The sequence below is a fragment of the Streptomyces sp. YPW6 genome, assembly GCF_018866325.1.
Classification (GTDB): domain Bacteria; phylum Actinomycetota; class Actinomycetes; order Streptomycetales; family Streptomycetaceae; genus Streptomyces.
Genome location: NZ_CP076457.1, coordinates 6,977,382 through 7,003,176 on the forward strand (window position 1 = coordinate 6,977,382; position 25,795 = coordinate 7,003,176).

Here is a 25,795-nt window from a genome sequence, read left to right on the forward strand (position 1 = left end):
TAACACTCCAGGGAGCGGGCGCCGGATCGGCTCCAGGGCGGTTGACAGTACCTACTTGCCGGTAACAGACTGTTGTTACCGCAAGTAACGCATGGTTTTCGCCGCAGTGCCTGGAGGGGAAACATGGCCGAGTTCACGCTTGAGCTCAACGACGACCAGAAGCAGGTCAAGGAGTGGCTCCACGGCTTCGCGGCGGATGTCATCCGCCCCGCCGCCGCCGAGTGGGACGAGCGTGAGGAAACGCCCTGGCCCGTCATCCAGGAAGCGGCCAAGGTCGGCATCTACTCCCTGGACTTCTACGCCCAGCAGTTCTTCGACCCTACGGGGCTGGGCATCCCCATGGCCATGGAAGAGCTCTTCTGGGGGGACGCGGGCATCGCCCTGTCGATCGTCGGTACGGGCCTGGCGGCCGTGGGCGTCCTCGCCAACGGCACCGAGGAGCAGATCGGCACCTGGATCCCGCAGATGTACGGCGACGCCGACGACGTGAAGGTCGCCGCCTTCTGCTCCTCCGAGCCCGACGCCGGCTCCGACGTCGCCTCGATGCGCACGCGGGCCGTCTACGACGAAGCCAAGGACGAGTGGGTCCTCAACGGCACCAAGACCTGGGCGACCAACGGCGGCATAGCCAATGTCCACGTCGTCGTCGCCGTCGTCGACCCCGACATCGGCTCCAAGGGCCACGCCTCCTTCATCGTGCCGCCCGGTACCCCCGGCCTCTCCCAGGGCCAGAAGTTCAAGAAGCACGGCATCCGCGCCTCCCACACCGCCGAGGTGGTCCTGGAGGACGTCCGCGTCCCCGGACACTGCCTGCTCGGCGGCAAGGAGAAGCTGGACGAGCGCCTGGCCCGTGCCCGGGAGCGCGCCAAGGCGGGCGGCGAGCGGGTCAAGAACGCGGCGATGGCCACCTTCGAGGCGTCCCGCCCGGCCGTCGGCGCCATGGCCGTCGGTACCGCCCGCGCCGCCTACGAGGTCGCCCTCGACTACGCGAAGACCCGCAGCCAGTTCGGCCGCCCGATCATCGACAACCAGGGCATCGCCTTCCAGCTCGCCGACATGCGCACCCGCATCGACGCGGCCCGGCTCCTGGTCTGGCGCGCCTCCTGGATGGCCACCACCGGCAAGCCGTTCACCTCGGCCGAGGGCTCCATGTCGAAGCTGTACGCGAGCGAGACCGCCCGGGACGTCACCGCGCAGGCGATCCAGATCCTCGGCGGCAACGGCTTCACCCGCGAGTACCCCGTCGAGCGCATGCACCGCGACGCGGCCATCTACACCATCTTCGAGGGCACCAGCGAGATCCAGCGCCTGGTGATCGCCCGCACGCTCTCGGGCGTGCCCATCCGCTGAGGGCTGTCCCGCCGGGAATGGCGGCACAGCCCTCAGGGCAGCGGAGAGGCGGACGGCGGACCCGCGGAGGGGGGCGGCTGGGGACGTGCGTGCCCCGGCCGCCCCCTCCCCGCGCGCTCAGCCCGGCAGATGCGCCTCGATCGCCGCCACGACCTCCGTGGACTCCGGCTCCGAGCGCGGACGGATCCGCGCCACCGGCACACCGGCCGGCGAGATCACGAACTTCTCGAAGTTCCACTGGACGTCCCCGGCCTCCCCGTCCGCGTCGGCCAGCCGGGTCAGCTCCGCGTAGAGCGGGTGCCGGTCGCCGCCGTTGACGTCGGTCTTCTCCAGCAGCGGGAAGCTGACCCCGTACGTCGTCGAGCAGAACGTCCGGATCTCCTCGGCGCTGCCCGGCTCCTGTCCGGCGAACTGGTTGCACGGGACGCCGAGCACGGTCAGGCCCCGGTCCCCGTAGTTCTGCTGCAACCGCTCCAGGCCCTCGTACTGCGGGGTGAGCCCGCACTTGGAGGCCACGTTCACCACCAGGACGGTCCGGCCGCTGTAGGCGCCCAGCGTGGTCGGCTCGCCCGCGAGGGTGCGCAGCGGAATGTCGTGCAGCGTCATGAAGCTCTCCCTGGTCATTGCGTGGTGCCGCTCGCCGCTCACGCGGCGGCGAGCTCCTTGTAGTAGAAGGTCGTCGGCTTGAGGCTGCCCGCCGGATCGGCCGCGTATCCCGGCACGCTCCCGACCTCCCGCCACCCTGCCTTGCAGTAGACCTGCTCGGCCAGGCTGCCGCTCTCGGTGTCCAGGATCAGCAGGGTGATGCCCTCGGTGGCCGCGTACGCCTCCACCGCCGCGAGCAGCGCGCCGCCGAGCCCCTGGCCGCGGGCGGAGGGCCGGACCATCAGCTTGGCGACCTCCGCGCGGTGGCGGGCGTTCGGCAGCGGGGCGCGTACCAGGGCGATCGTCCCCGAGACCCGGCCGCCCTCGCGGGCGATCCAGATGCCGATGCTCCCGGCCTCCACGGCGGCGGCCCGCTCCCGCCACCAGATGGCGGCCGCCTCCCGGTCCAGCGGGGCCAGGAAGCCCACCGAGGACCCCTCCTCGACGGTCTCGACCAGCAGGCCGGCCAGGTCGTCGGCGTACGTGACCAGTTCGGGGGCGGACACGTGGACGATCTCGGTCATGGGCGGGGTCCTTTCGCGGCGGAGCGGTCGAAGCGGCGGGGAGCGGAAAAGGGCGGGGTGCGGAGTCGGGGTCAGGGCAGGACGATCAGGAGGGCGTACCGGGCCCGCTCCGGCCCCGCACAGTGGAAGCGGGACGGGCCGTGCAGCCGGAAGCGGAGGCAGTCCCCGGTGCGCACGGTGTGCGTGACCTCGGCGACCGTCACCTCCACCGTGCCTTCCACTACCCAGATGTGCTGCTCGACACCGGGCACGGGCGCGTTCTCGTAGGCGATCGACGCGCCCGCTTCGAGGACGGACTCGACGACCTCGGCGCGCAGCCCGGGATGCGGCGGAGAGACCGACCGCCGGACGAACCCGGCCCCCTCGTCGCGCCAGACCGGCTGCCGGGCGGCGGGCACCAGGGGCGGGGGCTCGGCCTCCACCTCCATCAGGAGCCGGGACATCGTCCGGCCGTAGACCGTGCACAGCCGCCCGAGCAAGGTTGCGGTCGGACTGACCTCGCAGCGCTCCAGCCGCGAGAGCGTCGACCGGCTCACCCCGCTGCGGCGGGCCAGCTCGTCCAGGGACCAGCCGTGTTCGGTGCGCAGGTCCGCCAGACGTACGGCGAGCCGGACGCCCATCGGATCCGGCTCCTCGATCCCTTCTCCCATATCCGGGAGCCTATCCCTGATATGGGAGAGACGCCAGGCGGTCCCTGGCCCGTGCCTCGCCCCGGTGGGCCGGCGGCTCGTGCGGCGCGGCGCGCGGCGGCGCCTCGCCTTCCGGTTCATGCGGTGACCCGTCCGGTGTTCCCCGGGCCTCCCCTCCCTCAGGGGGCCTCGGCACGTCGGCGGTCGCGGTCGCGCCGCAGCCGGACCCGCCGCCAGACCGCGCGCTGGGCTTTGAGCGTGGCCGCGCCCACCAGGATCAGCACCAGGATGTTCACCAGAAGCTGGATGGCCGAGCCCCGCACATCGGACCAGCCGCTGAAGGCCGTGGAGACGGCGACGTCCGCGGCGGCCGGGATCGTCGTCACGGAGATGAACACCCCGAGCAGGGCGCCGGTCCTGGCCTCGGTGAGCGACACGATCCCGACGATCCCGGCCAGGGTGGCGACGGCGACGGAGAAGAAGTTCGGCGTGTTGATGAGGTTGGAGACGGGCCGCAGCCCCCGGTCGAACGCCGGTGACTCCAGCCCGAAACCGCGGATGAGGAGCGCGAAGAGGAAGGTGACCACCATGGTCAGGAGGAAGCCCGCTCCCAGCGCGGCCAGCCCGCTGGTCACCATGGACCGGTGGCGCCGGTCGATGCCCAGCGCCACGCTGACGATCGCCCCGTACTCCGGACCGACGACCATCGCCCCGACGATCAGGATCTGCGAGTTGGTGACGATGCCGACCGAACCGATCAGCCCGGCGATGACCAGATACAGATAGAAGCTCGGCGGGTACCGGCCCCCGGACCTGATGCGTGCCTCGACCTGTTCCCAGACCGGGGCCCGGCTCAGCGGGCCCAGCTCGCGCTGCCCGCCTTCGGTGGCCGCGCCGGAGAAGGCCATGTCGACGGGTTCGATGACGAGGGAGCCCCGCCGGTCGAGGTGGACGGCGCGCAGCCGGTACAGCACGTCGTTGGCCGCCCCGGTCAGCACGTCGCAGGCGATGGCGTCCCCGTCGGGGCGGCGCGCGGCGTCGCGCTGGACGATCAGATTGAGCACGCACGGGTCGGCCGAGAGCAGGCCGACGACCTCGCCGGTCAGGTCCGGCGGGCTCACCGCGCGGATGTGGATCATGTCCATCCCGGCACCTCCGCGGCTTCCGGCCCCGTCGCACGGAGCCGCGCCCGGCAGACGGCCCGGGACCACTCCAGTAACGCGGCCCCGGCACCGTTCGGCAAACCGGGCGCCCCGGCCGGGAAGCCCCCGGCGACGCGGACGGCAGCCCACGCGGACTGGGATCATCGAGGAGTGGACACACCCGACGCCTTTTCCGAACCGCTGCCCGGAGCCGACGAAGCGGTCCGCACGGAGCCGCCCGCCGACGAGGGGACGCCGACGGGCCGCCGCCTCGTCCGCTGCCGCCTCTGCGGCCGGCCCCTGACCGGCACCGACTCGCGGCGGGCCGGCCTCGGCCCGTCCTGCGACGCCAAACTGCACCCGGCGCCGCCGGACATCCGCACCCGCCGCCACGAGGTCGACCAGGACCCGCTGCCGGGCACGTGAGCAAGCCCTACGGCCGGTCCAGGCGCCGGAACAGCCCCTCCTGCACCACCGACACCAGCAGCTGCCCCGAGCGGTCGTAGATCCGGCCCCGAGCCAGGCCCCGCCCGCCCGTGGCGACCGGCGACTCCTGGTCGTACAGGAACCACTCGTCCGCCCGGAACGGCCGGTGGAACCACATGGCGTGGTCCAGGGACGCCATGTCGAAGCCGCGCGGACCCCACAGCGGCTCCACCGGGATACGGACCGCGTCCAGCAGCGTCATGTCGCTCGCGTACGTCAGCGCGCAGGTGTGCACCAGCGGGTCGTCCCCCAGCGGGCCCACCGCCCGCATCCACACCGCGCTGCGCGGATCGGCGTCCCTCACCTCGTCCTTCGTCCAGCGCAACCGGTCGACGTAACGGATGTCGAAGGGCTGGCGGCGGGCCATCCGCTCCAGCGCCTCCGGCAGCGCGCCCAGATGCTCGCGCACCTCCTCGGCGACCGTCGGCAGCTCCTCCGGGTCCGGAACGATCCGGGCGGGCGGCAGCTGGTGTTCGAAACCCGCCTCCTCCGGAAGGTGGAAGGACGCCGTCAGATTGAAGATCGTCCGGCCTTCCTGGACGGCCGTCACCCGGCGGGTGGTGAAGGAGCGGCCGTCCCGCACCCGCTCCACCTGGTAGACGATGGGAACCCCGGGACGCCCCGGCCGCAGGAAGTAGGCGTGCAGCGAGTGCACGGGCCGCTCCCCGTCGGTGGTCCGGCCCGCCGCCACCAGCGCCTGGCCGGCGACCTGCCCGCCGAAGACCCGCTGGAGGGACTCCTCGGGGCTGCGGCCGCGGAAGATGTCGACCTCGATCCGCTCCAGGTCGAGCAGGCCCACCAGACGCTCGGCCGGATTCGTCATGCCGCACCTCTCCCGTATCGCGTCGGGGCCCGGTTCACAGCTGACCGACCTCGGTGACCCGGACGACCGCCCGGCCCTCCTCGTCGGACGCCGCCAGGTCCACCTCGGCCCTGATGCCCCAGTCGTGATCGCCCGCCGGGTCGGCGAACGCCTGCCAGACCCGCCACAGTCCGTGCGCCGGGTCCTCCTCGATCTTCAGCAGCTTCGGGCCCCGCGCGTCCGGGCCGGTCCCGATCTCCTCGTGCGCGTCCCAGTACGCGTCCAGGGCCTCGCCCCACGCGTCCTCGTCCCACCCGGACTCGCCGTCCAGCTCACCGAGGTCACCGGCCCGGTCCAGCGCGGCCAGCTCCACCCGCCGGAACATCGCGTTGCGCACCAGCACCCGGAAGGCCCGCGGGTTCGCCGTGACCGGCTTGACCTCGTCCGCCTTCTCCTGGGCCTCCTCGGCGGTCTCCACCTCCGGGTTGGCCAGCTGCTCCCACTCGTCCAGCAGGCTGGAGTCCACCTGACGCACCATCTCGCCCAGCCAGGAGATCAGGTCCTGGAGATCCTCCGACTTCACGTCGTCCGGGATCGTGTGCTCCAGCGCCTTGTACGCGCTCGCGAGATACCGCAGCACGATGCCCTCGGTCCGGGCCAGCTCGTAGTGCGAGGTGAACTCCGTGAACGTCATGGCCCGCTCGTACATGTCCCGGATCACCGACTTCGGCGACACCGGATGGTCGCTCACCCACGGGTGGCTCGTGCGGTACACGTCGTACGCGTGCCACAGCAGCTCGCTCAGCGGCTTGGGGTACGTGACCTCCTGGAGCCGCTCCATCCGCTCCTCGTACTCGACCCCGTCCGCCTTCATCTGCCCCACGGCCTCGCCGCGCGCCTTGTTCTGCTGGGCGGCCAGGATCTGCCGGGGATCGTCCAGCGTCGACTCGACGACCGAGACCATGTCCAGGGCGTACGAGGGCGATTCGGCGTCCAGCAGGTCGAACGCCGCCAGCGCGAACGTGGACAGCGGCTGGTTCAGCGCGAAGTCCTGCTGGAGATCGACCGTCAGCCGCACGATCCGGCCCTCGGCGTCCGGCGTGTCCAGCTGCTCCACCACCCCGCCGTCCAGCAGGGAGCGGTAGATGGCGATGGCCCGCCGGATGTGCCGCAGCTGCGCCCGGCGCGGCTCGTGGTTGTCCTCCAGCAGGTGCCGCATCGCCTCGAACGCGTTGCCCGGGCGCGCGATGACCGCGAGCAGCATCGTGTGGGTGACCCGGAAACGTGAGGTCAGCGGCTCCGGCTCGGACTGGATCAGCTTGTCGAACGTCGACTCCGACCAGGCGACGAAGCCCTCGGGGGCCTTCTTGCGGACCACCTTGCGCTTCTTCTTCGGGTCGTCGCCCGCCTTCTTCAGCGCCTTCTCGTTCTCGATGACGTGCTCGGGGGCCTGCGCCACGACGAACCCGGCCGTGTCGAACCCGGCCCGCCCGGCCCGGCCCGCGATCTGGTGGAACTCCCGGGCCCGCAGCGTCCGCACCCGGTTCCCGTCGTACTTGGTGAGCGCCGTGAACAGCACCGTACGAATGGGGACGTTGACGCCGACGCCGAGTGTGTCCGTCCCGCAGATCACCTTCAGCAGCCCCGCCTGGGCCAGCTTCTCCACCAGGCGGCGGTACTTGGGCAGCATCCCCGCGTGGTGCACCCCGATGCCGTGGCGCACGTAACGGGAGAGGTTCTGGCCGAACTTGGTGGTGAAGCGGAAGCTGCCGATCAGATCGGCGATCTTCTCCTTCTCCTCCTTCGTGCACATGTTGATGCTCATCAGCGACTGCGCCCGCTCGACGGCCGCCGCCTGGGTGAAGTGCACGATGTAGACCGGTGACTGCCGGGTGTCCAGCAGCTCGGTGAGCGTCTCGGTGATCGGTGTGAAACGGTACTCGTAGCTCAGCGGCACCGGGCGGGTCGCCGAGCGCACCACCGAGGTGGGGCGGCCGGTACGGCGGGTCAGGTCCTTCTCGAACATCGAGACGTCGCCGAGCGTCGCCGACATCAGCACGAACTGCGCCTGCGGCAGCTCCAGCAGCGGAATCTGCCAGGCCCAGCCCCGGTCCGGTTCGGCGTAGAAGTGGAACTCGTCCATCACGACCTGGCCGATGTCGGCGTACTTCCCGTCGCGCAGCGCGATGGAGGCCAGGACCTCGGCCGTACAGCAGATCACCGGGGCGTCGGCGTTGACCGAGGCGTCACCGGTGAGCATGCCGACGTTCTCGGTGCCGAAGAGCTTGCACAGGTCGAAGAACTTCTCCGAGACCAGGGCCTTGATCGGCGCCGTGTAGAAGGTGACCTTGTCCTGGGCCAGCGCCGCGAAGTGCGCGCCCGCCGCCACGAGGCTCTTGCCCGAGCCGGTCGGGGTGGACAGGATGACGTTCGCCCCGGAGACCACCTCGATCAGCGCCTCCTCCTGAGCCGGGTACATCGTGATGCCCTGGCTCTCGGTCCATGAGGAGAATGCCTCGAAGAGGGCGTCCGGGTCGGCGGTCTGGGGAAGCTGGTCGATGAGGGTCACGCCCCCATCTTGCCTGTCTTCCGCCCGGATGAGGGAACCGGCGGACGGCACGAAGATCACGGACGGTACGCTGCGGTCTCAACCTGCCCGCTCCGTACCGGTGATGGGCGCACGAACCACCACGAACCACTGGGGGCGGGACAGACCATGATGGGACCGGCACACTCTCTGTCAGGGGCAGCGGCCTGGCTGGGGGTGGGCGCGGCGGCCGCCGCCGCGGGCCATACGATGCCCTGGCCCGTCCTCGTCGTCGGGGCGCTGATCTGCGCGGGAGCCGCGCTCGCCCCCGACCTCGACCACAAGTCCGCGACGATCTCACGTGCCTTCGGCCCGGTCTCCAAAGCCCTCTGCGAGATCGTCGACAAGCTCTCCTACGCCGTCTACAAGGCCACCAAGAGCGCCGGGGACCCCCGCAGGACCGGCGGGCACCGCACCCTCACCCACACCTGGCTCTGGGCCGCCCTCATCGGCGGCGGCTGCTCCGTGGCCGCGGTCACCGGGGGCCGCTGGGCCGTTCTCGCGATCCTCTTCGTCCACCTCGTGCTCGCCGTCGAGGGCCTGCTGTGGCGGGCCGCCCGCGTCTCCAGCGACGTCCTCGTGTGGCTGCTCGGCGCGACCAGCGCCTGGATCCTGGCCGGTGTCCTGGACAAGCCCGGCCACGGGGCCGACTGGCTGTTCGACGCCCCCGGCCAGGAGTACCTCTGGCTCGGCCTGCCGATCGTGCTGGGCGCCCTCGTCCACGACATCGGCGACGCCCTGACCGTCTCGGGCTGCCCGATCCTGTGGCCCATCCCGATCGGCCGCAAGCGCTGGTACCCGGTCGGCCCGCCGAAGGCCCTGCGCTTCCGGGCCGGCAGCTGGGTGGAGGTGAAGGTGCTGATGCCCGCCTTCATGGTCCTCGGGGGAGTGGGCGGGGCAGCCGCGCTCAACTACATATGACGTGACCCCTCCCCGGGGCGCCTCGCCCGGCCGGCCGGTGGGCGACCCGTCCGGTGCCGCGCCCCAGGGGACGCCTCCGCTGCCCGCCGGGTCGGGGCGGGTGCAGCGCGTGCCCGGTCGGCCCGGCGTCCGGCGCCCACCGGCGAGGTGCCGGTCCGGCGCCCTTCCGGCGGGCGGCGCGCCCCGCCCCGTAGCACCATGAACGCATGCTGCTCGCCGAGCTCGCCCAGGTGTCCCTGGAGGTCGCCGCCACCTCGGCCCGGTCCCGGAAGGTGGCGCTCCTCGCCGGCCTCTTCCGGGACGCCGGACCCGAGGACGTCCCCGTCGTCATCCCCTACCTCGCCGGACGGCTGCCCCAGGGCCGTATCGGCGTCGGGTGGCGCTCCTTCGGCGACCCGGTGGAGCCCGCGGCGCACCCCACCCTGACCGTCACCGGCGTGGACGCCGCGCTGACCGCCCTCGCCGCCGTCGCCGGGCCCGGCTCCCAGGCCCGGCGCAAGGAGCACCTGCGCGCTCTGCTCGCCGCCGCCACCGAGGACGAACAGCGCTTCCTGCGGGCCCTGCTCACCGGCGAGGTGCGCCAGGGGGCCCTGGACGCCGTCGCCGCCGACGCCCTGGCCCGCGCGGCCGACGCCGCGCCCGCCGACGTCCGGCGGGCCGTGATGCTCGCCGGATCGCTCCAGGCGGTCGCCGGGGTCCTCCTCGCGGAAGGCGCCGAGGCGCTGGCCGCCTTCCGGCTCACGGTCGGGCGGCCCGTACAGCCCATGCTGGCGCACACCGCCGCCTCGGTCGGTGACGCCCTCGACACCCTGGGCGCGTGCGCCGTCGAGGAGAAGCTCGACGGCATCCGGGTGCAGGTCCACCGGGACGGCGACCGCATCCGCGCCTACACCCGGACCCTCGACGACATCACCGACCGGCTGCCCGAGCTGACCGCCGCCGTCACCGCGCTTCCGGCCGGCCGCTTCATCCTGGACGGCGAGGTGATCGCTCTCGGAGCGGACGGCCGGCCCCGCCCGTTCCAGGAGACCGCCTCGCGGGTGGGTTCCCGGCGGGACGTCGCGGAGACGGCGGCGCAGGTGCCCGTCGTCCCGGTCTTCTTCGACGCGCTCCTCATCGACGACGAGGACCTCCTCGACCTGCCCCTCACCGACCGTCACGCGGCCCTGGCCCGGCTGCTTCCCGAGGACCTGCGGGTCCGCCGCACCCTCGTCCGCGACGCGGAGGACCCGCGGGCCCGCGCGGCGGCCGACGCGTTCCTCGCCGACACCCTGGAGCGCGGCCACGAGGGCGTCGTCGTCAAGGACCTCGCCGCCGCCTACAGCGCGGGCCGGCGGGGCGCGTCCTGGCTGAAGGTGAAGCCCGTCCACACCCTGGACCTCGTGGTGCTGGCCGTCGAGCGGGGCAGCGGCCGACGCACCGGCAAGCTCTCCAACCTGCACCTGGGCGCGCGCCGGCCCGACGGTACGTTCGCGATGCTCGGGAAGACCTTCAAGGGGCTCACGGACGCCCTGCTGGACTGGCAGACCCGGCGCCTGGGCGAGCTGGCCACCGAGGACGACGGCCACGTCGTCACCGTACGCCCCGAACTCGTCGTGGAGATCGCCTACGACGGTCTCCAGCGCTCCACCCGCTACCCCGCCGGGGTCACCCTCCGCTTCGCCCGCGTCCTGCGCTACCGCGAGGACAAGACCGCCCAGGAGGCGGACACCGTGGAGACGGTCCTGTCCCGGCAGCAGTGAGCGCGCCCCGGACATCCGGGACGCGCTCACACCGACCGGCGGCTCAGTGCTTGATGACCGTCGCCGCCGTGTGCTCCTTGATCTGCTCGGGCGTCAGATACACGTCCGTGTACTCGAAGTCCCGCAGCGTCGCCGGCTTGCGGGACTGGAACCCGGTCCGTACGAAGTCGTCCCCGGCGACCGCGTTGAGCAGCCAGTTCGTCATGACCCGGGTCTTCGCCACGTTCGTCCGCAGCGCCGACCAGTGATATCCCCGGGCCACCGCCTGCGCGGGCAGCCCGTGCAGCTCGACACCCAGCGGCTTGGACACGGCGTCCTTGCCGCCGAGGTCCACGACGAGCCCGAGGTCCTTGTGCACGTAGTCCCTGAGCGGTTCGTGGCGCACCGAGGCGATCAGGTTGTCCGCCAGCACCCGGCCCTGGCGCATCGCGTGCTGTGCGGTGGGCGGGCAGACCGCCCCGTCGCCCTTCGCCAGATCGGGCACCGCGGCCGCGTCGCCGAGCGAGAACACCCCGTCCACGCCCGGCAGTTTCATCTGCGGGGTGACGGCGAGCCGCCCGCGCACCGTCTCCGCGTCGAGCGTGGCGACCAGCGGGCTCGCCGCCACGCCGGCGGTCCAGATCAGCGTCCGGCAGGGCAGCACCCGGCCGTCGGTGAACGTGACCTCCTCCGGCCCCGCCTCGGCGATCGAGACCCCGAGCGACACCTCGATGTCCCGTTTGCGGAGCACCTCCAGCGCGGCCTGCCCGAGCTTGTCGCCGAGCTCCGGCATCAGCTTGGGCGCGATGTCGATCAGATGCCACTTGATCAGGCGCGGGTCCAGCCGCGGGTAGTGCTTCACCGCGTTGGTGGTCAGGCGCTGGAGGCAGGCGGCCGTCTCCGTCCCCGCGTATCCGCCGCCGACCACCACGAACTGGAGCCGGGAGGCCCGCTCCGCCTCGTCGTGGCTGGCGTCCGCCAGGTCCAGCTGGGCGATGACGTGGTCCCGTACGTAGGCGGCCTCGGCCAGCGTCTTCATCCCCCGGGCGTTGTCCAGCAGCCCGGGGATGTCGAAGGTGCGGGTGACGCTGCCCGCGGCCAGCACGAGGTAGTCGTACGGTTCGTTCACGATCTCGTCCGTGATCTTCCGGATCACGCAGACCTTCGCCTGCGGGTCCACGCCGATCGCCCCGCCCGGCACGATCCTGGTCCGGTGGCGGCGGCTGCGGCGCAGTGACAGCGCCACGGACTGCGGTGTGAGGACTCCGGATGCCACCTGGGGGAGCAGCGGCAGATAGAGCTGGTAGGAGAACGGCGTGACGAGCGTGATCTGGGCCTCGCCCGGAGCGAGCCTGCGCTCCAGACGGCGTACGCACTCGACGCCTGCGAAACCGGCGCCGACGACGAGAATCCTGGGTGGTGCCACGGTCTGCGTCCCTTCTCGGGCTTGCGTGGTTCTGCGCTCGCCTGCCCCGTTTACCGGGTGATTCACCCCTCATCCTCACCGGAGGCTCCGGCATCCGCCTCCTGACAGGGTGAAACGGGGCCCGATCAGAGGGGCGGAGCGGACTTGACGGCGTCGGTCCCGGCGGCGTCCGTTCCGGTCACGGCAGTGGTGGGCGGGGCATCCGCGGCCGCTTCGGACCCGGGCATCTCGTCTGCGCGCATCCGGTCAGGGGAACACCGGACCCGGTGCGGGCGCACCGCAATGTCCGGGAACACACGTTCCCGCCCTGCCCGGATCGGCTGTCTCCTCCCCACTGCCCGCCGGAACAAGGGGAGTTCAGCCGTCCACCCCGTGCGAGGATGCAGCGGTGACCACCTCGCCCTCCTCGCCCGTGGCCGACGACTCTCCCGGGGCGGACGACGCTCCCGCGGGCGACGCCCCGCCCCGCGACCCGGGGCTCGGCTCCCGTGCCGCCGCGGTCCTCGTCTTCGGGTCCTCGGCGGCGGTCCTCGTGGTCGAGATCGTCGCCCTGCGGCTGCTGGCCCCCTACCTCGGCCTCACCCTGGAGACCAGCACACTGGTGATCGGCATCGCGCTGACCGCCATCGCCCTGGGCTCCTGGCTGGGCGGGCGCGTCGCGGACCAGGTCGACCCGCACCGGCTCATCGCCCCCGCGCTCGGGGTGTCGGGCGTGGTCGTCGCGCTCACCCCGCTCCTGCTCCGTACCACCGCCGAGTGGTCTCCCGCGCTGCTCCTGCTGGTCGCGTCGGCGACCCTCCTCGTGCCCGGCGCGCTGCTCTCCGCGGTGACCCCCCTCGTGACGAAGCTGCGCCTCACCAGCCTCGCCGAGACCGGGACCGTCGTCGGGCGGCTGTCGGGCGTCGGTACCCTCGGAGCCATCGTCGGGACCGTGCTCACCGGATTCGTGCTGGTCACGAGGCTGCCCGTCAGCTCCATCCTGATCGGCCTCGGCACCCTGCTGGTGCTCGGGGCCGCCCTCGTCGGGTGGCGGGCCCGGCGGTGGCGGCGCGCCACGGCCGTGGCCCTCGCCACCGTCGCCGCGGGCACCCTCGCCACCGGGTTCGCCCCCGGCGGCTGCGACGCGGAGACCCGCTACCACTGCGCCCGGATCGTCGCGGACCCCGAGCGGGACGGCGGCCGTACGCTCGTCCTGGACGGACTGCGCCACTCCTACGTCGACGTGGAGGACCCGGCGTATCTGAAGTTCGCCTACGTCCGCGCCTTCGCCTCCGTGGTCGACACCGCCTTCCCCGAGGGCGAGCCGCTGACCGCTCACCACATCGGAGGCGGCGGCCTCACCTTCCCCCGCTACCTCGCCGCCGCCCGCCCCGGGACCCGCAGCCTCGTCTCCGAGATCGACCCCGGGGTCGTCCGCATCGACCGCGACCGGCTCGGCCTGGGCCCACCGGCCTCGAACGGCATCGACGTACGCGTGGAGGACGGGCGGCTCGGCCTGCGCCGGCTCGCCCCGGGCAGCCACGACCTGGTCGTCGGGGACGCCTTCGGAGGCGTCAGCGCGCCCTGGCACCTGACGACGTCCCAGGCGCTGAAGGACGTACGCCGGGCACTCGGCGCGGACGGTCTGTACATCGCCAACCTCATCGACCACGGCCGGCTCGCCTTCGCCCGCGCCGAGGCCGCCACCCTCGCCGCGGTCTTCCCGCATGTCGCGCTGCTCGGGAAGCCCGCGGACATCGGCCTGGACGCCACGGCCCCGGGCATCGGCGGCAACATGGTGATCGTCGCCTCCGGCCGGCCGCTCGACGTCCCCGCACTCCAAAAGGCCCTGGACGCCCGGGACGTCGGCTGGCGGATCGCCACCGGCGACGCCCTGACCGCCTGGACGGGGAACGCCCGGGTGCTCACCGACGACCACGCACCCGTCGACCAGCTCCTCCAGCCCCACCCCGTTCCAGCGCCCCGGTGACGTCCGGACGCCTCGTGACGCCGGACGGCCCGGTGATCCCCAGCCGTCCGGGCGGGGTCACCGGGCCGTCCCGGCCGGAGCACCGGTATGTCCCGGCCGGAGCACCGGGGTGCGTCAGGACCGGACGCCTCAGCCGTGCCAGGACCGCCACAGCGACGCGTACGCGCCGCCCGCCGCCACCAGCTCGTCATGGCTGCCCAGCTCGCTGATCCGGCCGTCCTCCACGACCGCGATCACATCCGCGTCGTGCGCGGTGTGCAGCCGGTGCGCGATCGCCACGACCGTACGGCCCTCCAGCACCCGGGCCAGGGAACGCTCCAGATGGCGGGCGGCCCGCGGGTCCAGCAGCGAGGTCGCCTCGTCCAGCACCAGCGTGTGCGGGTCGGCCAGCACCAGCCGGGCCAGCGCGATCTGCTGCGCCTGCGCCGGGGTCAGCGCGAACCCGCCCGAACCGACCTCGGTGTCCAGCCCCTCCTCCAGCGCCTTCGCCCAGCCGTCCGCGTCGACCGCCGCCAGCGACGCCCACAGCTCCGCGTCCTTCGCCCCTTCCCGGGCCAGACGCAGATTGTCCCGGAGCGAACCGACGAAGACATGGTGCTCCTGGTTGACCAGGGCCACATGCTCACGGACGCGCTCCGCCGTCATCCGTGACAACTCCGCCCCGCCGAGCGTCACCTCACCGGTGCGCGGGGCGTAGATGCCCGCCAGCAGCCGGCCCAGCGTCGACTTGCCCGCACCGGACGGCCCGACCAGGGCGAGCCGGGTGCCGGGAGCGACGTCGAGGGACACCCGGTGCAGGACGTCGACGCCTTCCCGGTACCCGAAGCGGACCTCGTCCGCCCGTACGTCCCGGCCGTCGGGACCGACCTCGGCGTCCCCCGCGTCCGGCTCGATGTCCCGGACGCCGACCAGCCGGGCCAGCGACACCTGGGCGACCTGGAGCTCGTCGTACCAGCGCAGGATCAGACCGATCGGGTCGACCATCATCTGGGCCAGCAGCGCCCCCGTCGTCAGCTGCCCGACCGTCAGCCAGCCCTCCAGCACGAACCAGCCGCCGAGCAGCAGGACCGCGCCGAGGATCGTCACGTACGTGGCGTTGACGACGGGGAACAGCACCGAACGCAGGAACAGCGTGTACCGCTCCCACGCGGTCCATTCGGAAACGCGCCGGTCCGACAGCGCCACCCGGCGGTCGCCGAGGCGGTGCGCCTCCACGGTCCGCCCCGCGTCCACGGTCTCCGCGAGCATCGCGGCGACGGCGGCGTAACCGGCGGCCTCCGAGCGGTACGCGGAGGGGGCCCGGCGGAAGTACCAGCGGCAGCCCACGATCAGCACCGGCAGCGCGATCAGCACGGCCAGCGCCAGCGGGGGAGCGGTCACCGTCAGCGCGCCGAGCAGCAGACCCGCCCACACGACGCCGATCGCCAGCTGCGGCACGGCCTCCCGCATCGCGTTCGCCAGCCGGTCGATGTCGGTGGTGATCCGGGACAGCAGATCGCCGGTCCCGGCCCGCTCCAGCACACCGGGCGGCAGCCCGACGGACCGGACGAGGAAGTCCTCACGCAGATCCGCGAGCATCTCCTCGCCCAGCATCGCGCCGCGCAGCCGCATGGAACGGGTGAACAGGACCTGGACGACCAGCGCCACCGCGAAGATCGCGGCCGTACGCTCCAGATGCAGGTCGGTGACCCCGTCCGAGAGGTCCTCGACCAGACCGCCCAGCAGATACGGTCCGGTGATGGAGGCGATCACCGCCACCGCGTTGACCGCGATCAGGATGCTGAACGCCCTGCGGTGCCGGCGCAGCAGACTCCGTACGTAGCTCCGCACGGTCGTCGGCGTGCCCACGGGCAGCGTCGTCGCCGACTCCGGTGCCGCGGGGTCGTACGCCGGGGGTGCGACGCCGATCATGCCCTCTCCTCGATTTCCTCGATGCTCTTCATGGCGGGCGCGGTGTCGCGCGTCGGCGCGGGGACGTCCCCGCCGCCGTTCACCGCGCTCGCCGCCGCCTCGTCGTCGGTCTCGCGGGTGACGACCGCCCGGTAGCGCGGTTCGGTGCGCAGCAGGTCGCGGTGGCTCCCCACGGCGACCACCGTGCCCTCGTGGACGAGGACCACCCGGTCGGCGGCGTCGAGCAGCAGGGGCGACGAGGCGAAGGCCACCGTCGTACGCCCCTGGCGCAGCTTCGCGACACCGGCGGCCACCCGTGCCTCGGTGTGCGAGTCGACCGCGGAGGTCGGCTCGTCCAGCACCAGCACCTCCGGGTCGGTGGCCAGGGACCGGGCCAGCGCGAGGCGCTGGCGCTGGCCCCCGGACAGGGACCGGCCGCGCTCGGTGATCCGGGTCCGCATCGGGTCCCCGCCGCTGTCGGCGGACGCCTGGGCCAGGGCGCTCAGCACATCACCGCACTGGGCCGCCTCCAGCGCCGCGTCCGCGGGCACCAGGCCCGAGGACGGGACGTCCAGCAGCTCCCGGAGCGGGCCGGACAGCAGCACCGGGTCCTTGTCCTGGACCAGGACCGCGGCCCGTGCGGCGTCCAGCGGGATCTCGTCCAGGGCCACCCCGCCGAGCAGCACCGACGGGGCCGCGGCGGCCTCGCCGTCCTCCTCGCCGGTCTCCGCGTGCCCGCCGAGCCGGTCGGCCAGCCGTCCCGCCGCGTCCGGGTCGCCGCAGACGACGGCGGTGAACCGCCCCTGCGGGGCCATCAGCCCGGTCGCCGGGTCGTACAGGTCGCCCGTGGGCGACACCCCCTCCACCGTGGCCTCCCGGGCACTGCGGTGCAGCGACAGCACCCGCACCGCACGCTGGGCGGACGGCCGCGAGAAGGAGTACGCCATGGCGATCTCCTCGAAGTGGCGCAAGGGGAACAGCATCAGGGTGGCCGCGCTGTAGACCGTGACGAGCTGGCCGACGTCGATGCGGCCGTCCCGGGCGAGCGTCGCCCCGTACCAGACCAGCGAGATCAGCAGAACGCCCGGCAGCAGCACCTGCACGGCCGAGATCAGGGCCCACATCCTGGCGCTGCGCACGGCGGCGCGGCGGACCTCCTGGGAGGCGCGGCGGTAGCGGCCGAGGAACAGCTCCTCGCCGCCGATGCCGCGCAGCACCCGCAGCCCGGCGACGGTGTCCGAGGCCAGTTCGGTGGCCTTGCCCGCCTTCTCGCGCTGTTCGTCGGCGCGGCGGGTGGCGCGCGGCAGCAGCGGCAGCACCGCCAGGGCGAGCACCGGCATGGCGAGCGCCACCATCAGTCCGAGGGACGGGAGGTAGACCGCCAGGCCGACGCAGATCACCACGAGGGCGGTGGCCGCGGCGGCGAACCGGGAGAGCGCCTCGACGAACCAGCCGATCTTCTCCACGTCACCGGTCGACACCGCCACGACCTCACCGGCCGCGACCCTGCGGGTCAGCGCGGAGCCCAGCTCGGCGGTCTTGCGGGCGAGCAGTTGCTGCACCCGCGCGGCGGCGGTGATCCAGTTGGTCACGGCGGTCCGGTGAAGCATCGTGTCGCCGACGGCGATCAGCACGCCGAGGGCCACGATGAGTCCGCCCGCCAGGGCGAGCCGTCCACCGGAGCCGTCGATGACGCCCTGCACGGCGAGCCCCACGGTGACCGGCAGACCGGCGATGCCCAGCTGGTGCAGCAGCCCCCAGGAGAGGGACTTCAGCTGCCCGCCGAGCTGATTGCGCCCGAGCCAGAACAGGAAGCGGGGGCCCGAACGTACATCGGGGTCGCCGGGATCCGAATACGGAAGGTCGCGAATCTGCATGACGTCCCAGGGCTCGTGAAACAGAGGTCCGGACAGACCTCGAAGACGGGGTGACGTGCAAGAGTCCCTGTTCGTCCCGTTCCGGGGCAACCGGTTTTTCCCGGCCGCCCCGCCCTGCGGGGTCCCGGGCCGAGCAGGCCCGGGACCCCGGAGACGTCACTCCGCCGGCTTCTCCGAGTCCATGCCGGACCGGGCCTTCCTCCACTCGCCCCGGGTGAAGTCCGGGATCGGCAGGGGCACGCCCTGGGCCTTGACGGACAGATGGCTCAACGGCACCGGCGCCGTCCAGACCGCCGCGTCGTACACGTCGAAGTCGGGCACCAGGCCGAGCCTCATGCACTGCATGAGGCGGAACACCATGATGTAGTCCATCCCGCCGTGGCCGCCCGGCGGATTCGCGTGCTCCTTCCACAGCCAGTGGTCCCACTCGGCGTACTTCGTGAAGTCGTCCCACTGGTGGTTCGTGTTGGCGGGCTCCAGGTAGATCCGCGGCGGGTAGTCCTCGAACACGCCCCGGGTCCCGCCGAGGCTGTTGATCCGCGAGTACGGGTGCGGCGACGACACGTCGTGCTCCAGCCGGATCACCCGGCCCTTGGCGGTCCGCACGAGGCTGATCGTCCGGTCGGCCCCGATGTACGACTCCTTCCAGCTCGGGTCACCCGGCTCCATGTGCTCCTCGCGGTACGCGGCGAGCCCCAGGGCGGTGGTGCCGACACTGCTGATGCTGACGACGCGGTCGCCCCGGTTGACGTCCATGTAGGTGGCGACCGGACCGAACCCGTGGTTGGGGTAGAGGTCACCGCGCAGCCGGGTGTGCCACAGCCGCCGCCACGGGCCCTCGTAGTAGTCGGGGTCGAACATCAGCTCGCGCAGATCGTGGTTGTAGGCCCCCGCGCCGTGCTGGAGTTCGCCGAAGAGACCGGCGTGCGCCATCCGCAGCACCCGCATCTCGTTCTTGCCGTAGCAGCAGTTCTCCAGCTGCATGCAGTGCCGCCGGGTGCGCTCGGAGAGATCCACGAGCTGCCACAGCTCCTCCAGGCGCATCGCGATCGGGCACTCGACCCCGACGTGCTTGCCGTTCAGCATCGCCGTCTTCGCCATCGGGAAGTGCAGCTCCCACGGCGTGGCCACGTAGACGAAGTCGATGTCCCCGCGCCTGCAGAGGTTCTCGTAGTCGTGCTCGTCCTTGGCGTAGACAGCCGGGGCGGGCTGACCGGCGGCCGTCACCTTCCTGGCGGCCTTCTCCGCCTTGTCCCGGACCGGGTCGCACACCGCCACGACCCGGACGCCCGGGACGGCGAGGAAGAGCCCGATCATGCTGTCGCCGCGGTTGCCGAGGCCGATGATGCCGACCCGGACCGTGGAGCGCCGCTCGAAGGGCACGCCCGCCATGGTGCGGCCCTTGCGGGGAGGGGCGGCGGCCACGGCTTCCGCGGCGGCTACGGCGGCCGGGGCGTCCGTCCCGGCCGCCGACGCGGTGCCTCCGCCCAGTGCGCCGAGGCCGAGTCCGGCCCCGGCCACGCCCGCCGTGGTCCACAGCACCGAACGGCGGCTGGGATCGCGCCGGTTCACCTCGTCGGCCGCGCCGCTGTGCGGGGGGATGTCCTGCGGTTCCGGTACGGGCCGGGCGTCGTCGTTCATCGAGCCTCCAGGTGGGGTGTGGGGGTTCAGACGGTGCGCGAGCGAGCCCGGTCCCGCCGTACGGGTACGGGCGGCGGGGCCGGGGCTCGGTAAGGACCCTGGAGGGTGAAGCTGATGGTGCGCAAGGGAAGTATGTGGACTCTCGTTCTCAAACCTTGGACTTTTTCTCACGGCTCGCCGAAGCCCCGACTGGTGCAACCAATCGGGGCCACGAAACGCTCAATTGTGCAGGCCGCAGGGGGTGTTGCCGCCCACGGTCACCGGCTCACGGCAGAGTCGGGCGGGTGGCGCGTTCCAGTTCGATCAGGGCCGAGCGGTACGGGTGCCCGGTGGCGCGTTCCATACCGATCTCGCACATCCGGTTCGCCGACAGATAGGCGTCGTAGGGGCGGCGGCCGACCTCCGCGGCCTCCGCGGCCGTCGCCGCGTCGGTCAACTCCTTGTGGAGCATGCCCCGGTCGCCCGCGAAGGCGCAGCACCCCGCGTCGTCCGGGACGACGACCTCCTCCGCACAGGCCGCGGCCAGCCCACGCAACTGCTCCACGTCACCCAGGTGTTCCATCGAACAGGTCGGATGCAGGACAGCCGAGCCCGCCGTCCGGAACACCGTCAGACGCGGCAGCAACTCCTCGGCCGCCCACACCAGCGAGTCCACGACGGTCAGTTCGCGGTGGAGCGCCCGGTTGTCCTCGGTGAGATGGGGCACCACCTCCTCGGCGATGCCGAGCGTGCACGAGGAGGCGTCGACCACGAGCGGCAGCGTCCCGCCCGCCGTCCAGCCCCAGGCGGCCTCCACGATCCGGTTCGCCATGATCCTGTTGCCCGTGCCGTACCCCTTGGAGTGCCAGATCGTCGCGCAGCAGGTGCCCGCGACGTCCTCGGGGATCCAGACCGGCCTTCCGGCCCGCCCGGACACGGCCACCACCGCCTCGGCCAGGGAGGGCCCGGGACCGGTGCCGGCGTCGTCCGGCCCGGCGAAGATGCGGTTGACGCAGGCCGGGTAGTACACGGCGCTCGCCCCGACGCGCGCCGTGTCCGGCAGCCGCCGGGCCGCCGCACCGGGGATCTGCGGCAGCCACTCCGGTACGAGATCGGGGCGTACGGCCCTGCGGGCGAGCCGCGTCACGGCCTGGAGCGGGCCGTCCCCCACCCGGTCGCCGACGGCGCCGGCCGCCGCCACGGCCAGCCGGGCCGAGACCTCCACCGCCCGGAAGTGCTGTGCGGTGAGCGCCGCGATCCGCTCCTCGCGGTCGGTGTGACGGCGGTGGCGGAAGCCCTTCATCATCGCCCCGGTGTCGATGCCGACCGGGCAGGCGAGCTTGCAGGTGGAATCCCCGGCGCAGGTGTCCACGGCGTCGTAGCCGTACGCGTCGAGAAGGCCCGTCTCCACCGGTGAGCCGTCGCTCTGGCGCATCATCTCCCGGCGCAGCACGATCCGCTGGCGCGGCGTGGTCGTCAGATCCCCGCTGGGGCAGGTCGGTTCGCAGAAGCCGCACTCGATGCACGGGTCGGCGACCGCCTCCACCTGCGGAATGGTCTTCAGGCCGCGCAGATGGGCCCGGGGATCGCGGTCCAGCACGATCCGCGGGGCGAGCACCCCAGCGGGGTCGATGACCTGCTTGGTCCGCCACATCAGCTCGGTGGCGCGCGGCCCCCACTCGCGCTCCAGGAACGGCGCGATGTTGCGGCCGGTCGCGTGCTCCGCCTTGAGCGACCCGTCGAACCGGTCCACCACCAGCGCGCAGAACTCCTGCATGAACGCGTCGTACCGGGCCACGTCCGCGGGCTTCGCCGCGTCGAACGCCAGCAGGAAGTGCAGATTGCCGTGCGCTGCGTGCCCCGCCACGGCGGCGTCGAAGCCGTGGCGCGACTGGAGCTCCAGGAGCGCCGCGCAGGCGTCCGCCAGCCGGGCGGGCGGCACCGCGAAGTCCTCCGTGATCAGGGTGGTGCCCGAGGGCCGGGAGCCGCCGACGGCGGTGACGAACGCCTTGCGGGCCTTCCAGTACCCCGCGATCGTCCCGGCGTCCCGGGTGAACGCGTTGGTCACGGATGCCGCCGGACGGACGAGCTCCAGACCGGCCACGACGGCGTCCGCCGCCCGCTCGAACCCCGCCAGGCCCGCCTCGTCGGCCGCCCGGAACTCCACCAGGAGCGCGGTCGTCTCCCGGGGCAGCGCGGCCCAGTCCGCCGGGACGCCCGGCACGCTGACGGAGGCGCGCAGGGTGTTGCCGTCCATGAGCTCCACGGCGATCGCGCCCGCCTCGTTGAACCGGGGCACGGCGGCCGCGGCGGCCGTGAGGGAGGGGAAGAACAGCAGGGCGCTGGAGAGCCGCCGGTCGAGCGGGAGCGTGTCGAAGACGACCTCCGAGATGAAGCCGAACGTCCCCTCGGAACCGACCATCAGCCCCCGCAGGATCTGCGCCGGCGTCGCCCCGTCGAGGAAGGCGTCCAGGCGATAGCCGTTGGTGTTCTTGATCGTGTACTTGGCGCGGATCCGGGCGGTCAGCTCCGCGTCCGCCTCGATCTCCGCCTTCAGCTCCATCAGCCCCGCGCACAGCTCCGGTTCGGCGTGGGCCAGCTCCTCGTCGGCGGCCGGGTCCGCGGTGTCGACGACGGTGCCGCTGGGCAGGACGAAGGTGAGCGAGGCGAGCGTCCGGTAGGAGTTGCGGGTGGTGCCCGCCGTCATGCCCGAGGCGTTGTTGGCGACGACCCCGCCGAGGGTGCAGGCGATGGCGCTGGCCGGATCGGGGCCGAGCAGCCTGCCGTACCGGGCGAGCGTGGCGTTGGCCCGCATGACGGTGGTGCCCGGCAGGATCCGGGCCCGCGCCCCGTCGTCCAGCACCTCCACGCCCGTCCAGTGCCGACGGACGTCGACGAGGATGTCCTCGCCCTGCGCCTGGCCGTTGAGGCTGGTGCCCGCGGCCCGGAAGACCACCGAACGGCCCTTGCCGTGGGCGTACGACAGGATCGCGGACACGTCGTCGAGATCCTCGGGGACCAGCACGACCCGGGGGAGGAAGCGGTAGGGGCTGGCGTCGGAGGCGTACCGCACGAGGTCGGAGATCTTCCAGAGCACCTTGTCCGCGCCGAGCAGGGCGGTCAGCTCGCTCCGCAGCGGCTCCGGGGTGCCGCCCGCGCTGCCGTCGGTGACCCGGTCGGGGGCGGGGGCCCGCGCCGTTCCGGGGCGCAGGGCTTCCGGGTCGGGCTCCAGCAGCGGCATGTCGGCCTTCCCCTCGGCTCGGTGCTCAGCGGTGGTACGCGACGACGGCGCTCAGCAGTGGCGCTCCGGCATTCCGTCCACCAGGGCGGACAGCAGCTCACCGAACACCTCGCGCTGGTCGGCGGTCAACGGGGCCAGGATCTCCTCTGCGGCGGCCCGGCGCGCGCTGCGCAGCGACCGCAGCGTGGCGCGCCCCTCGTCGGTGATCTCGATGCGGACCACCCGGCGGCTGTCGGGATCCGGGGCGCGGCGCACCCGGCCGCTCGCCTCCAGTCCGTCGACCAGCGTGGTCACGGCACGCGGGACGACATCGAGCCGTCGGGCGAGATCCGCCATCCGGGGGGCCGCGTCGTAACTCGCGACCGTCCGCAACAGCCGGAACTGGGCCGGAGTGATGTCGATCGGCTCCAGCTGGCGGCGCTGGATGCGGTGCAGCCGCCGGGTCAGCCGCAGCAGCTGCTCGGCGAGCACGCCGTCCCGTGACTCCCGGGATTCTCCGGACTCCCGGGAGTCACGGGAACGCCCATCAGGGCTATGAGGGCTATGAGGGCTATCAGGGGCATCAGGGCCATCGAGGGAATCCGGGGCATCCATACGGGGAACAATATCAGGACCTTGTTCATTGTGAGTAGAGGTAACAATGAGCTAGGCTCTTACCGTGCGGGACCGGGACTGCCCGGCCCCGCCTCACGCCCGACGAAGGAGCCCATGAAACCCGACGAACCCACGTGGACGCCCCCGCCCGATACCCGCCCCGCCGCCGACCGGCCGCCCGCCGAGGTGCGCCGCATCCTCCGCCTCTTCCGCCCCTACCGCGGACGCCTGGCCGTCGTCGGCCTGCTGGTCGGCGCATCCTCCCTGGTCGGGGTCGCCTCCCCGTTCCTGCTGCGCGAGATCCTCGACACGGCCATCCCGCAGGGGCGCACGGGCCTGCTGACTCTGCTGGCGCTCGGCATGATCTTCACCGCCGTGATGACCAGCGTCTTCGGCGTGCTCCAGACCCTCATCTCGACCACGGTCGGCCAGCGCGTCATGCACGACCTGCGCACCGCCGTCTACAGCCAGCTCCAGCGGATGCCGCTCGCCTTCTTCACCCGGACCCGCACGGGCGAGGTCCAGTCCCGCATCGCCAACGACATCGGCGGCATGCAGGCGACGGTCACCTCCACCGCGACCTCCCTGGTCTCCAACCTCACGGCCGTCATCGCGTCCGTCGTCGCCATGCTCGCCCTCGACTGGCGGCTCACCGTCGTCTCCCTGCTCCTGCTGCCGGTCTTCGTCGCGATCAGCCGCCGCGTCGGCCGGGAACGCAAGAAGATCACCACCCAGCGGCAGAAGCAGATGGCCGCGATGGCCGCGACCGTCACCGAGTCCCTCTCCGTCAGCGGCATCCTCCTCGGCCGCACGATGGGCCGGTCCGACTCCCTCACCCGGGGCTTCGCCGAGGAGTCCGAGCGCCTGGTCGACCTCGAAGTGCGCTCCAGCATGGCCGGCCGCTGGCGGATGTCCACGATCGGCATCGTCATGGCCGCCATGCCCGCCGTCATCTACTGGGCGGCCGGCCTCCCCTTCGCGTCCGGAGCCGCCGCCGTCTCCATCGGCACGCTCGTCGCCTTCGTCACGCTCCAGCAGGGGCTGTTCCGCCCTGCGGTCAGCCTGCTCTCCACCGGTGTGCAGATGCAGACCTCCCTCGCCCTGTTCCAGCGCATCTTCGAATACCTCGACCTCACGGTGGACATCACCGAACCCGAGAGTCCGGTCCGGCTGGAGAAGGTCCGCGGCGAGATCGCCTTCGAGGGCGTCGACTTCAGCTACGACGAGAAGAGCGGCCCGACGCTGACCGGCATCGACGTGACCGTGCCCGCGGGCGGCAGCCTCGCGATCGTCGGATCCACCGGCTCCGGCAAGTCCACGCTCAGCTACCTGGTGCCCCGGCTGTACGACGTCACCGGCGGGCGGGTCACACTCGACGGGACCGACGTCCGTGACCTGGACTTCGACACCCTGGCCCGGGCCGTCGGCGTCGTCTCCCAGGAGACGTACCTCTTCCACGCCTCGGTCGCCGAGAATCTGCGCTTCGCCAAGCCGGAGGCCACCGACGAGGAGATCGAGGCCGCGGCCCGCGCCGCGCAGATCCACGACCACATCGCCTCCCTGCCCGACGGCTACGACACGATGGTCGGCGAGCGCGGTTACCGCTTCTCGGGCGGCGAGAAGCAGCGTCTCGCCATCGCCCGCACGATCCTGCGCGACCCTCCGGTGCTGATCCTCGACGAGGCGACCAGCGCGCTCGACACCCGTACGGAACAGGCCGTGCAGGAGGCGATCGACGCGCTGTCCGCCGGGCGGACCACACTCACCATCGCGCACCGGCTCTCCACCGTCCGCGACGCGGACCAGATCGTCGTCCTGGAGGACGGCCGGGTCGCCGAGCGCGGTACGCACGAGGAACTGCTCGCCCGCGACGGCCGCTACGCCGCCCTGATCCGCCGCGACTCCCACCCGGTCCCGGTCCCGGCTCCCTGACCGGGCCCGTCGGGGCCGGGCCACGATCCGCCCCTCCTGACATCACCGGCGTGACGCGCGCAGGGCGAAGCTCGCCGCGCTCACGAGCCCTCCTCGGGGTGGAACTCCACGGCAGCCACACCGTCGCCACGGCGTCGACACGGGCTCCCGGCGGAACGACCACGGCGGCCTGCTGTCGCCGTCCCCTCCTCGACCCGCCGCCGGACCTCCCGACCGCCTTGGACAACGGCCCGACCCCGCGGGCACGCACGGCGGCGCCGCCGCTCCCGTGGGACAGGGAGCGACGGCGCCGGGTGGAGCTGTGGTCAGACGAGCCAACCCACGAAGTGGACGACGCCGGCAAGCAGGTTGGTCAGGAAGTTCATCTGGTCTTTCTCCTTGTACGTGGTGCATCTGTGGGACTGCGCAGTAGCGGTCTGCAGCCCGTTGACTGCGCTCT

At 72.6% G+C, this 25,795-nt stretch carries 18 protein-coding genes; 6 read left to right on the top strand and 12 right to left on the bottom strand.

The annotated features are described in order from the left end of the window. Positions 1-123: 123 nt before the first annotated feature. The gene (locus tag KME66_RS30665) at positions 124-1,350 is read left to right on the top strand and encodes an acyl-CoA dehydrogenase family protein (protein ID WP_073224802.1); all 1,227 of its coding nucleotides are present in this window, start codon (positions 124-126) and stop codon (positions 1,348-1,350) included. 117 nt (positions 1,351-1,467) lie between these two features. Here the strand turns inward: KME66_RS30665 and KME66_RS30670 are convergent, their stop codons facing one another. The 4 genes from KME66_RS30670 to KME66_RS30685 all read right to left on the bottom strand — a co-directional run bounded on the left by KME66_RS30670 (position 1,468) and on the right by KME66_RS30685 (position 4,293). Further along, the gene (locus tag KME66_RS30670; protein WP_073225114.1) at positions 1,468-1,956 is read right to left on the bottom strand and encodes a glutathione peroxidase; all 489 of its coding nucleotides are present in this window, start codon (positions 1,954-1,956) and stop codon (positions 1,468-1,470) included. Between the two features lie 38 nt (positions 1,957-1,994). Further along, a complete protein-coding gene (locus KME66_RS30675; RefSeq protein ID WP_073224804.1) occupies positions 1,995-2,519 on the bottom strand; it encodes a GNAT family N-acetyltransferase in 525 nt (174 codons plus the stop codon). Positions 2,520-2,590: 71 nt separating this feature from the next. After that, a complete protein-coding gene (locus tag KME66_RS30680; protein WP_073224806.1) occupies positions 2,591-3,169 on the bottom strand; it encodes an XRE family transcriptional regulator in 579 nt (192 codons plus the stop codon). 158 nt (positions 3,170-3,327) lie between these two features. After that, entirely contained in the window at positions 3,328-4,293 is a 966-nt protein-coding gene (locus KME66_RS30685; RefSeq protein ID WP_216328149.1) for a DUF389 domain-containing protein, read from the bottom strand. 168 nt (positions 4,294-4,461) lie between these two features. On the opposite strand from KME66_RS30685, the gene KME66_RS30690 reads away from it, so the two are divergent. Continuing rightward, positions 4,462-4,716, top strand: a complete 255-nt coding sequence (locus KME66_RS30690; RefSeq protein WP_073224810.1) for a DUF6011 domain-containing protein — start codon at positions 4,462-4,464, stop codon at positions 4,714-4,716. A gap of 7 nt (positions 4,717-4,723) precedes the next feature. Here the strand turns inward: KME66_RS30690 and KME66_RS30695 are convergent, their stop codons facing one another. Together KME66_RS30695 and KME66_RS30700 are read right to left on the bottom strand one after the other, a co-directional pair. Beyond that, entirely contained in the window at positions 4,724-5,599 is an 876-nt protein-coding gene (locus tag KME66_RS30695) for an acyl-CoA thioesterase II (RefSeq protein WP_073224812.1), read from the bottom strand. A gap of 34 nt (positions 5,600-5,633) precedes the next feature. Further along, on the bottom strand, positions 5,634-8,147 hold the full coding sequence (locus tag KME66_RS30700; RefSeq protein ID WP_073225116.1) for an RNA helicase: 2,514 nt from the start codon (positions 8,145-8,147) through the stop codon (positions 5,634-5,636). A gap of 147 nt (positions 8,148-8,294) precedes the next feature. On the opposite strand from KME66_RS30700, the gene KME66_RS30705 reads away from it, so the two are divergent. Further along, the gene (locus tag KME66_RS30705) at positions 8,295-9,086 is read left to right on the top strand and encodes a metal-dependent hydrolase (RefSeq protein WP_073224814.1); all 792 of its coding nucleotides are present in this window, start codon (positions 8,295-8,297) and stop codon (positions 9,084-9,086) included. 206 nt (positions 9,087-9,292) lie between these two features. Beyond that, complete coding sequence (locus KME66_RS30710; protein WP_216328151.1) at positions 9,293-10,828, top strand: ATP-dependent DNA ligase; 1,536 nt, start codon at positions 9,293-9,295, stop codon at positions 10,826-10,828. Between the two features lie 43 nt (positions 10,829-10,871). Here KME66_RS30710 and KME66_RS30715 read toward each other — a convergent pair whose 3' ends face one another. Continuing rightward, a complete protein-coding gene (locus tag KME66_RS30715) occupies positions 10,872-12,233 on the bottom strand; it encodes an FAD-dependent oxidoreductase (RefSeq protein ID WP_073224818.1) in 1,362 nt (453 codons plus the stop codon). A gap of 388 nt (positions 12,234-12,621) precedes the next feature. Between KME66_RS30715 and KME66_RS30720 the strand changes: the two genes are divergently transcribed. Next, entirely contained in the window at positions 12,622-14,202 is a 1,581-nt protein-coding gene (locus KME66_RS30720) for a fused MFS/spermidine synthase (protein WP_216328161.1), read from the top strand. 129 nt (positions 14,203-14,331) lie between these two features. Here the strand turns inward: KME66_RS30720 and KME66_RS30725 are convergent, their stop codons facing one another. The 5 genes from KME66_RS30725 to KME66_RS30745 all read right to left on the bottom strand — a co-directional run bounded on the left by KME66_RS30725 (position 14,332) and on the right by KME66_RS30745 (position 23,424). Continuing rightward, on the bottom strand, positions 14,332-16,113 hold the full coding sequence (locus KME66_RS30725) for an ABC transporter ATP-binding protein (protein WP_073224822.1): 1,782 nt from the start codon (positions 16,111-16,113) through the stop codon (positions 14,332-14,334). Continuing rightward, positions 16,110-17,969 (bottom strand): ABC transporter ATP-binding protein, encoded by a 1,860-nt coding sequence (locus KME66_RS30730; protein WP_216328163.1) that lies wholly within the window; start codon positions 17,967-17,969, stop codon positions 16,110-16,112. Before KME66_RS30730 ends, KME66_RS30725 begins: the two co-directional genes overlap by 4 nt. Positions 17,970-18,125: 156 nt before the next feature. Next, positions 18,126-19,610 (bottom strand): Gfo/Idh/MocA family protein, encoded by a 1,485-nt coding sequence (locus KME66_RS30735; protein ID WP_216328165.1) that lies wholly within the window; start codon positions 19,608-19,610, stop codon positions 18,126-18,128. A 265-nt stretch (positions 19,611-19,875) separates the two neighbouring features. Next, positions 19,876-22,830, bottom strand: coding sequence for an FAD-binding and (Fe-S)-binding domain-containing protein (locus tag KME66_RS30740; protein WP_216328166.1), 2,955 nt, complete (start codon positions 22,828-22,830; stop codon positions 19,876-19,878). A gap of 51 nt (positions 22,831-22,881) precedes the next feature. Then, entirely contained in the window at positions 22,882-23,424 is a 543-nt protein-coding gene (locus KME66_RS30745) for a MarR family winged helix-turn-helix transcriptional regulator (RefSeq protein WP_216328168.1), read from the bottom strand. A 114-nt stretch (positions 23,425-23,538) separates the two neighbouring features. Here KME66_RS30745 and KME66_RS30750 point away from each other — a divergent pair, with 114 nt between their 5' ends. Beyond that, positions 23,539-25,356, top strand: a complete 1,818-nt coding sequence (locus tag KME66_RS30750; protein WP_216328170.1) for an ABC transporter ATP-binding protein — start codon at positions 23,539-23,541, stop codon at positions 25,354-25,356. The last annotated feature ends 439 nt before the right edge of the window (positions 25,357-25,795 follow it).

Coding starts and splice junctions, on each gene's coding strand:
- KME66_RS30740 (WP_216328166.1), bottom strand. CDS start 22,830: ATGCCGCTGCTGGAGCCCGACCCGGAAGCCCTGCGCCCCGGAACGGCG.
- KME66_RS30705 (WP_073224814.1), top strand. CDS start 8,295: ATGATGGGACCGGCACACTCTCTGTCAGGGGCAGCGGCCTGGCTGGGG.
- KME66_RS30745 (WP_216328168.1), bottom strand. CDS start 23,424: ATGGATGCCCCGGATTCCCTCGATGGCCCTGATGCCCCTGATAGCCCT.
- KME66_RS30665 (WP_073224802.1), top strand. CDS start 124: ATGGCCGAGTTCACGCTTGAGCTCAACGACGACCAGAAGCAGGTCAAG.
- KME66_RS30685 (WP_216328149.1), bottom strand. CDS start 4,293: ATGGACATGATCCACATCCGCGCGGTGAGCCCGCCGGACCTGACCGGC.
- KME66_RS30730 (WP_216328163.1), bottom strand. CDS start 17,969: ATGCAGATTCGCGACCTTCCGTATTCGGATCCCGGCGACCCCGATGTA.
- KME66_RS30670 (WP_073225114.1), bottom strand. CDS start 1,956: ATGACGCTGCACGACATTCCGCTGCGCACCCTCGCGGGCGAGCCGACC.
- KME66_RS30675 (WP_073224804.1), bottom strand. CDS start 2,519: ATGACCGAGATCGTCCACGTGTCCGCCCCCGAACTGGTCACGTACGCC.
- KME66_RS30750 (WP_216328170.1), top strand. CDS start 23,539: ATGAAACCCGACGAACCCACGTGGACGCCCCCGCCCGATACCCGCCCC.
- KME66_RS30725 (WP_073224822.1), bottom strand. CDS start 16,113: ATGATCGGCGTCGCACCCCCGGCGTACGACCCCGCGGCACCGGAGTCG.
- KME66_RS30695 (WP_073224812.1), bottom strand. CDS start 5,599: ATGACGAATCCGGCCGAGCGTCTGGTGGGCCTGCTCGACCTGGAGCGG.
- KME66_RS30680 (WP_073224806.1), bottom strand. CDS start 3,169: ATGGGAGAAGGGATCGAGGAGCCGGATCCGATGGGCGTCCGGCTCGCC.
- KME66_RS30735 (WP_216328165.1), bottom strand. CDS start 19,610: ATGAACGACGACGCCCGGCCCGTACCGGAACCGCAGGACATCCCCCCG.
- KME66_RS30710 (WP_216328151.1), top strand. CDS start 9,293: ATGCTGCTCGCCGAGCTCGCCCAGGTGTCCCTGGAGGTCGCCGCCACC.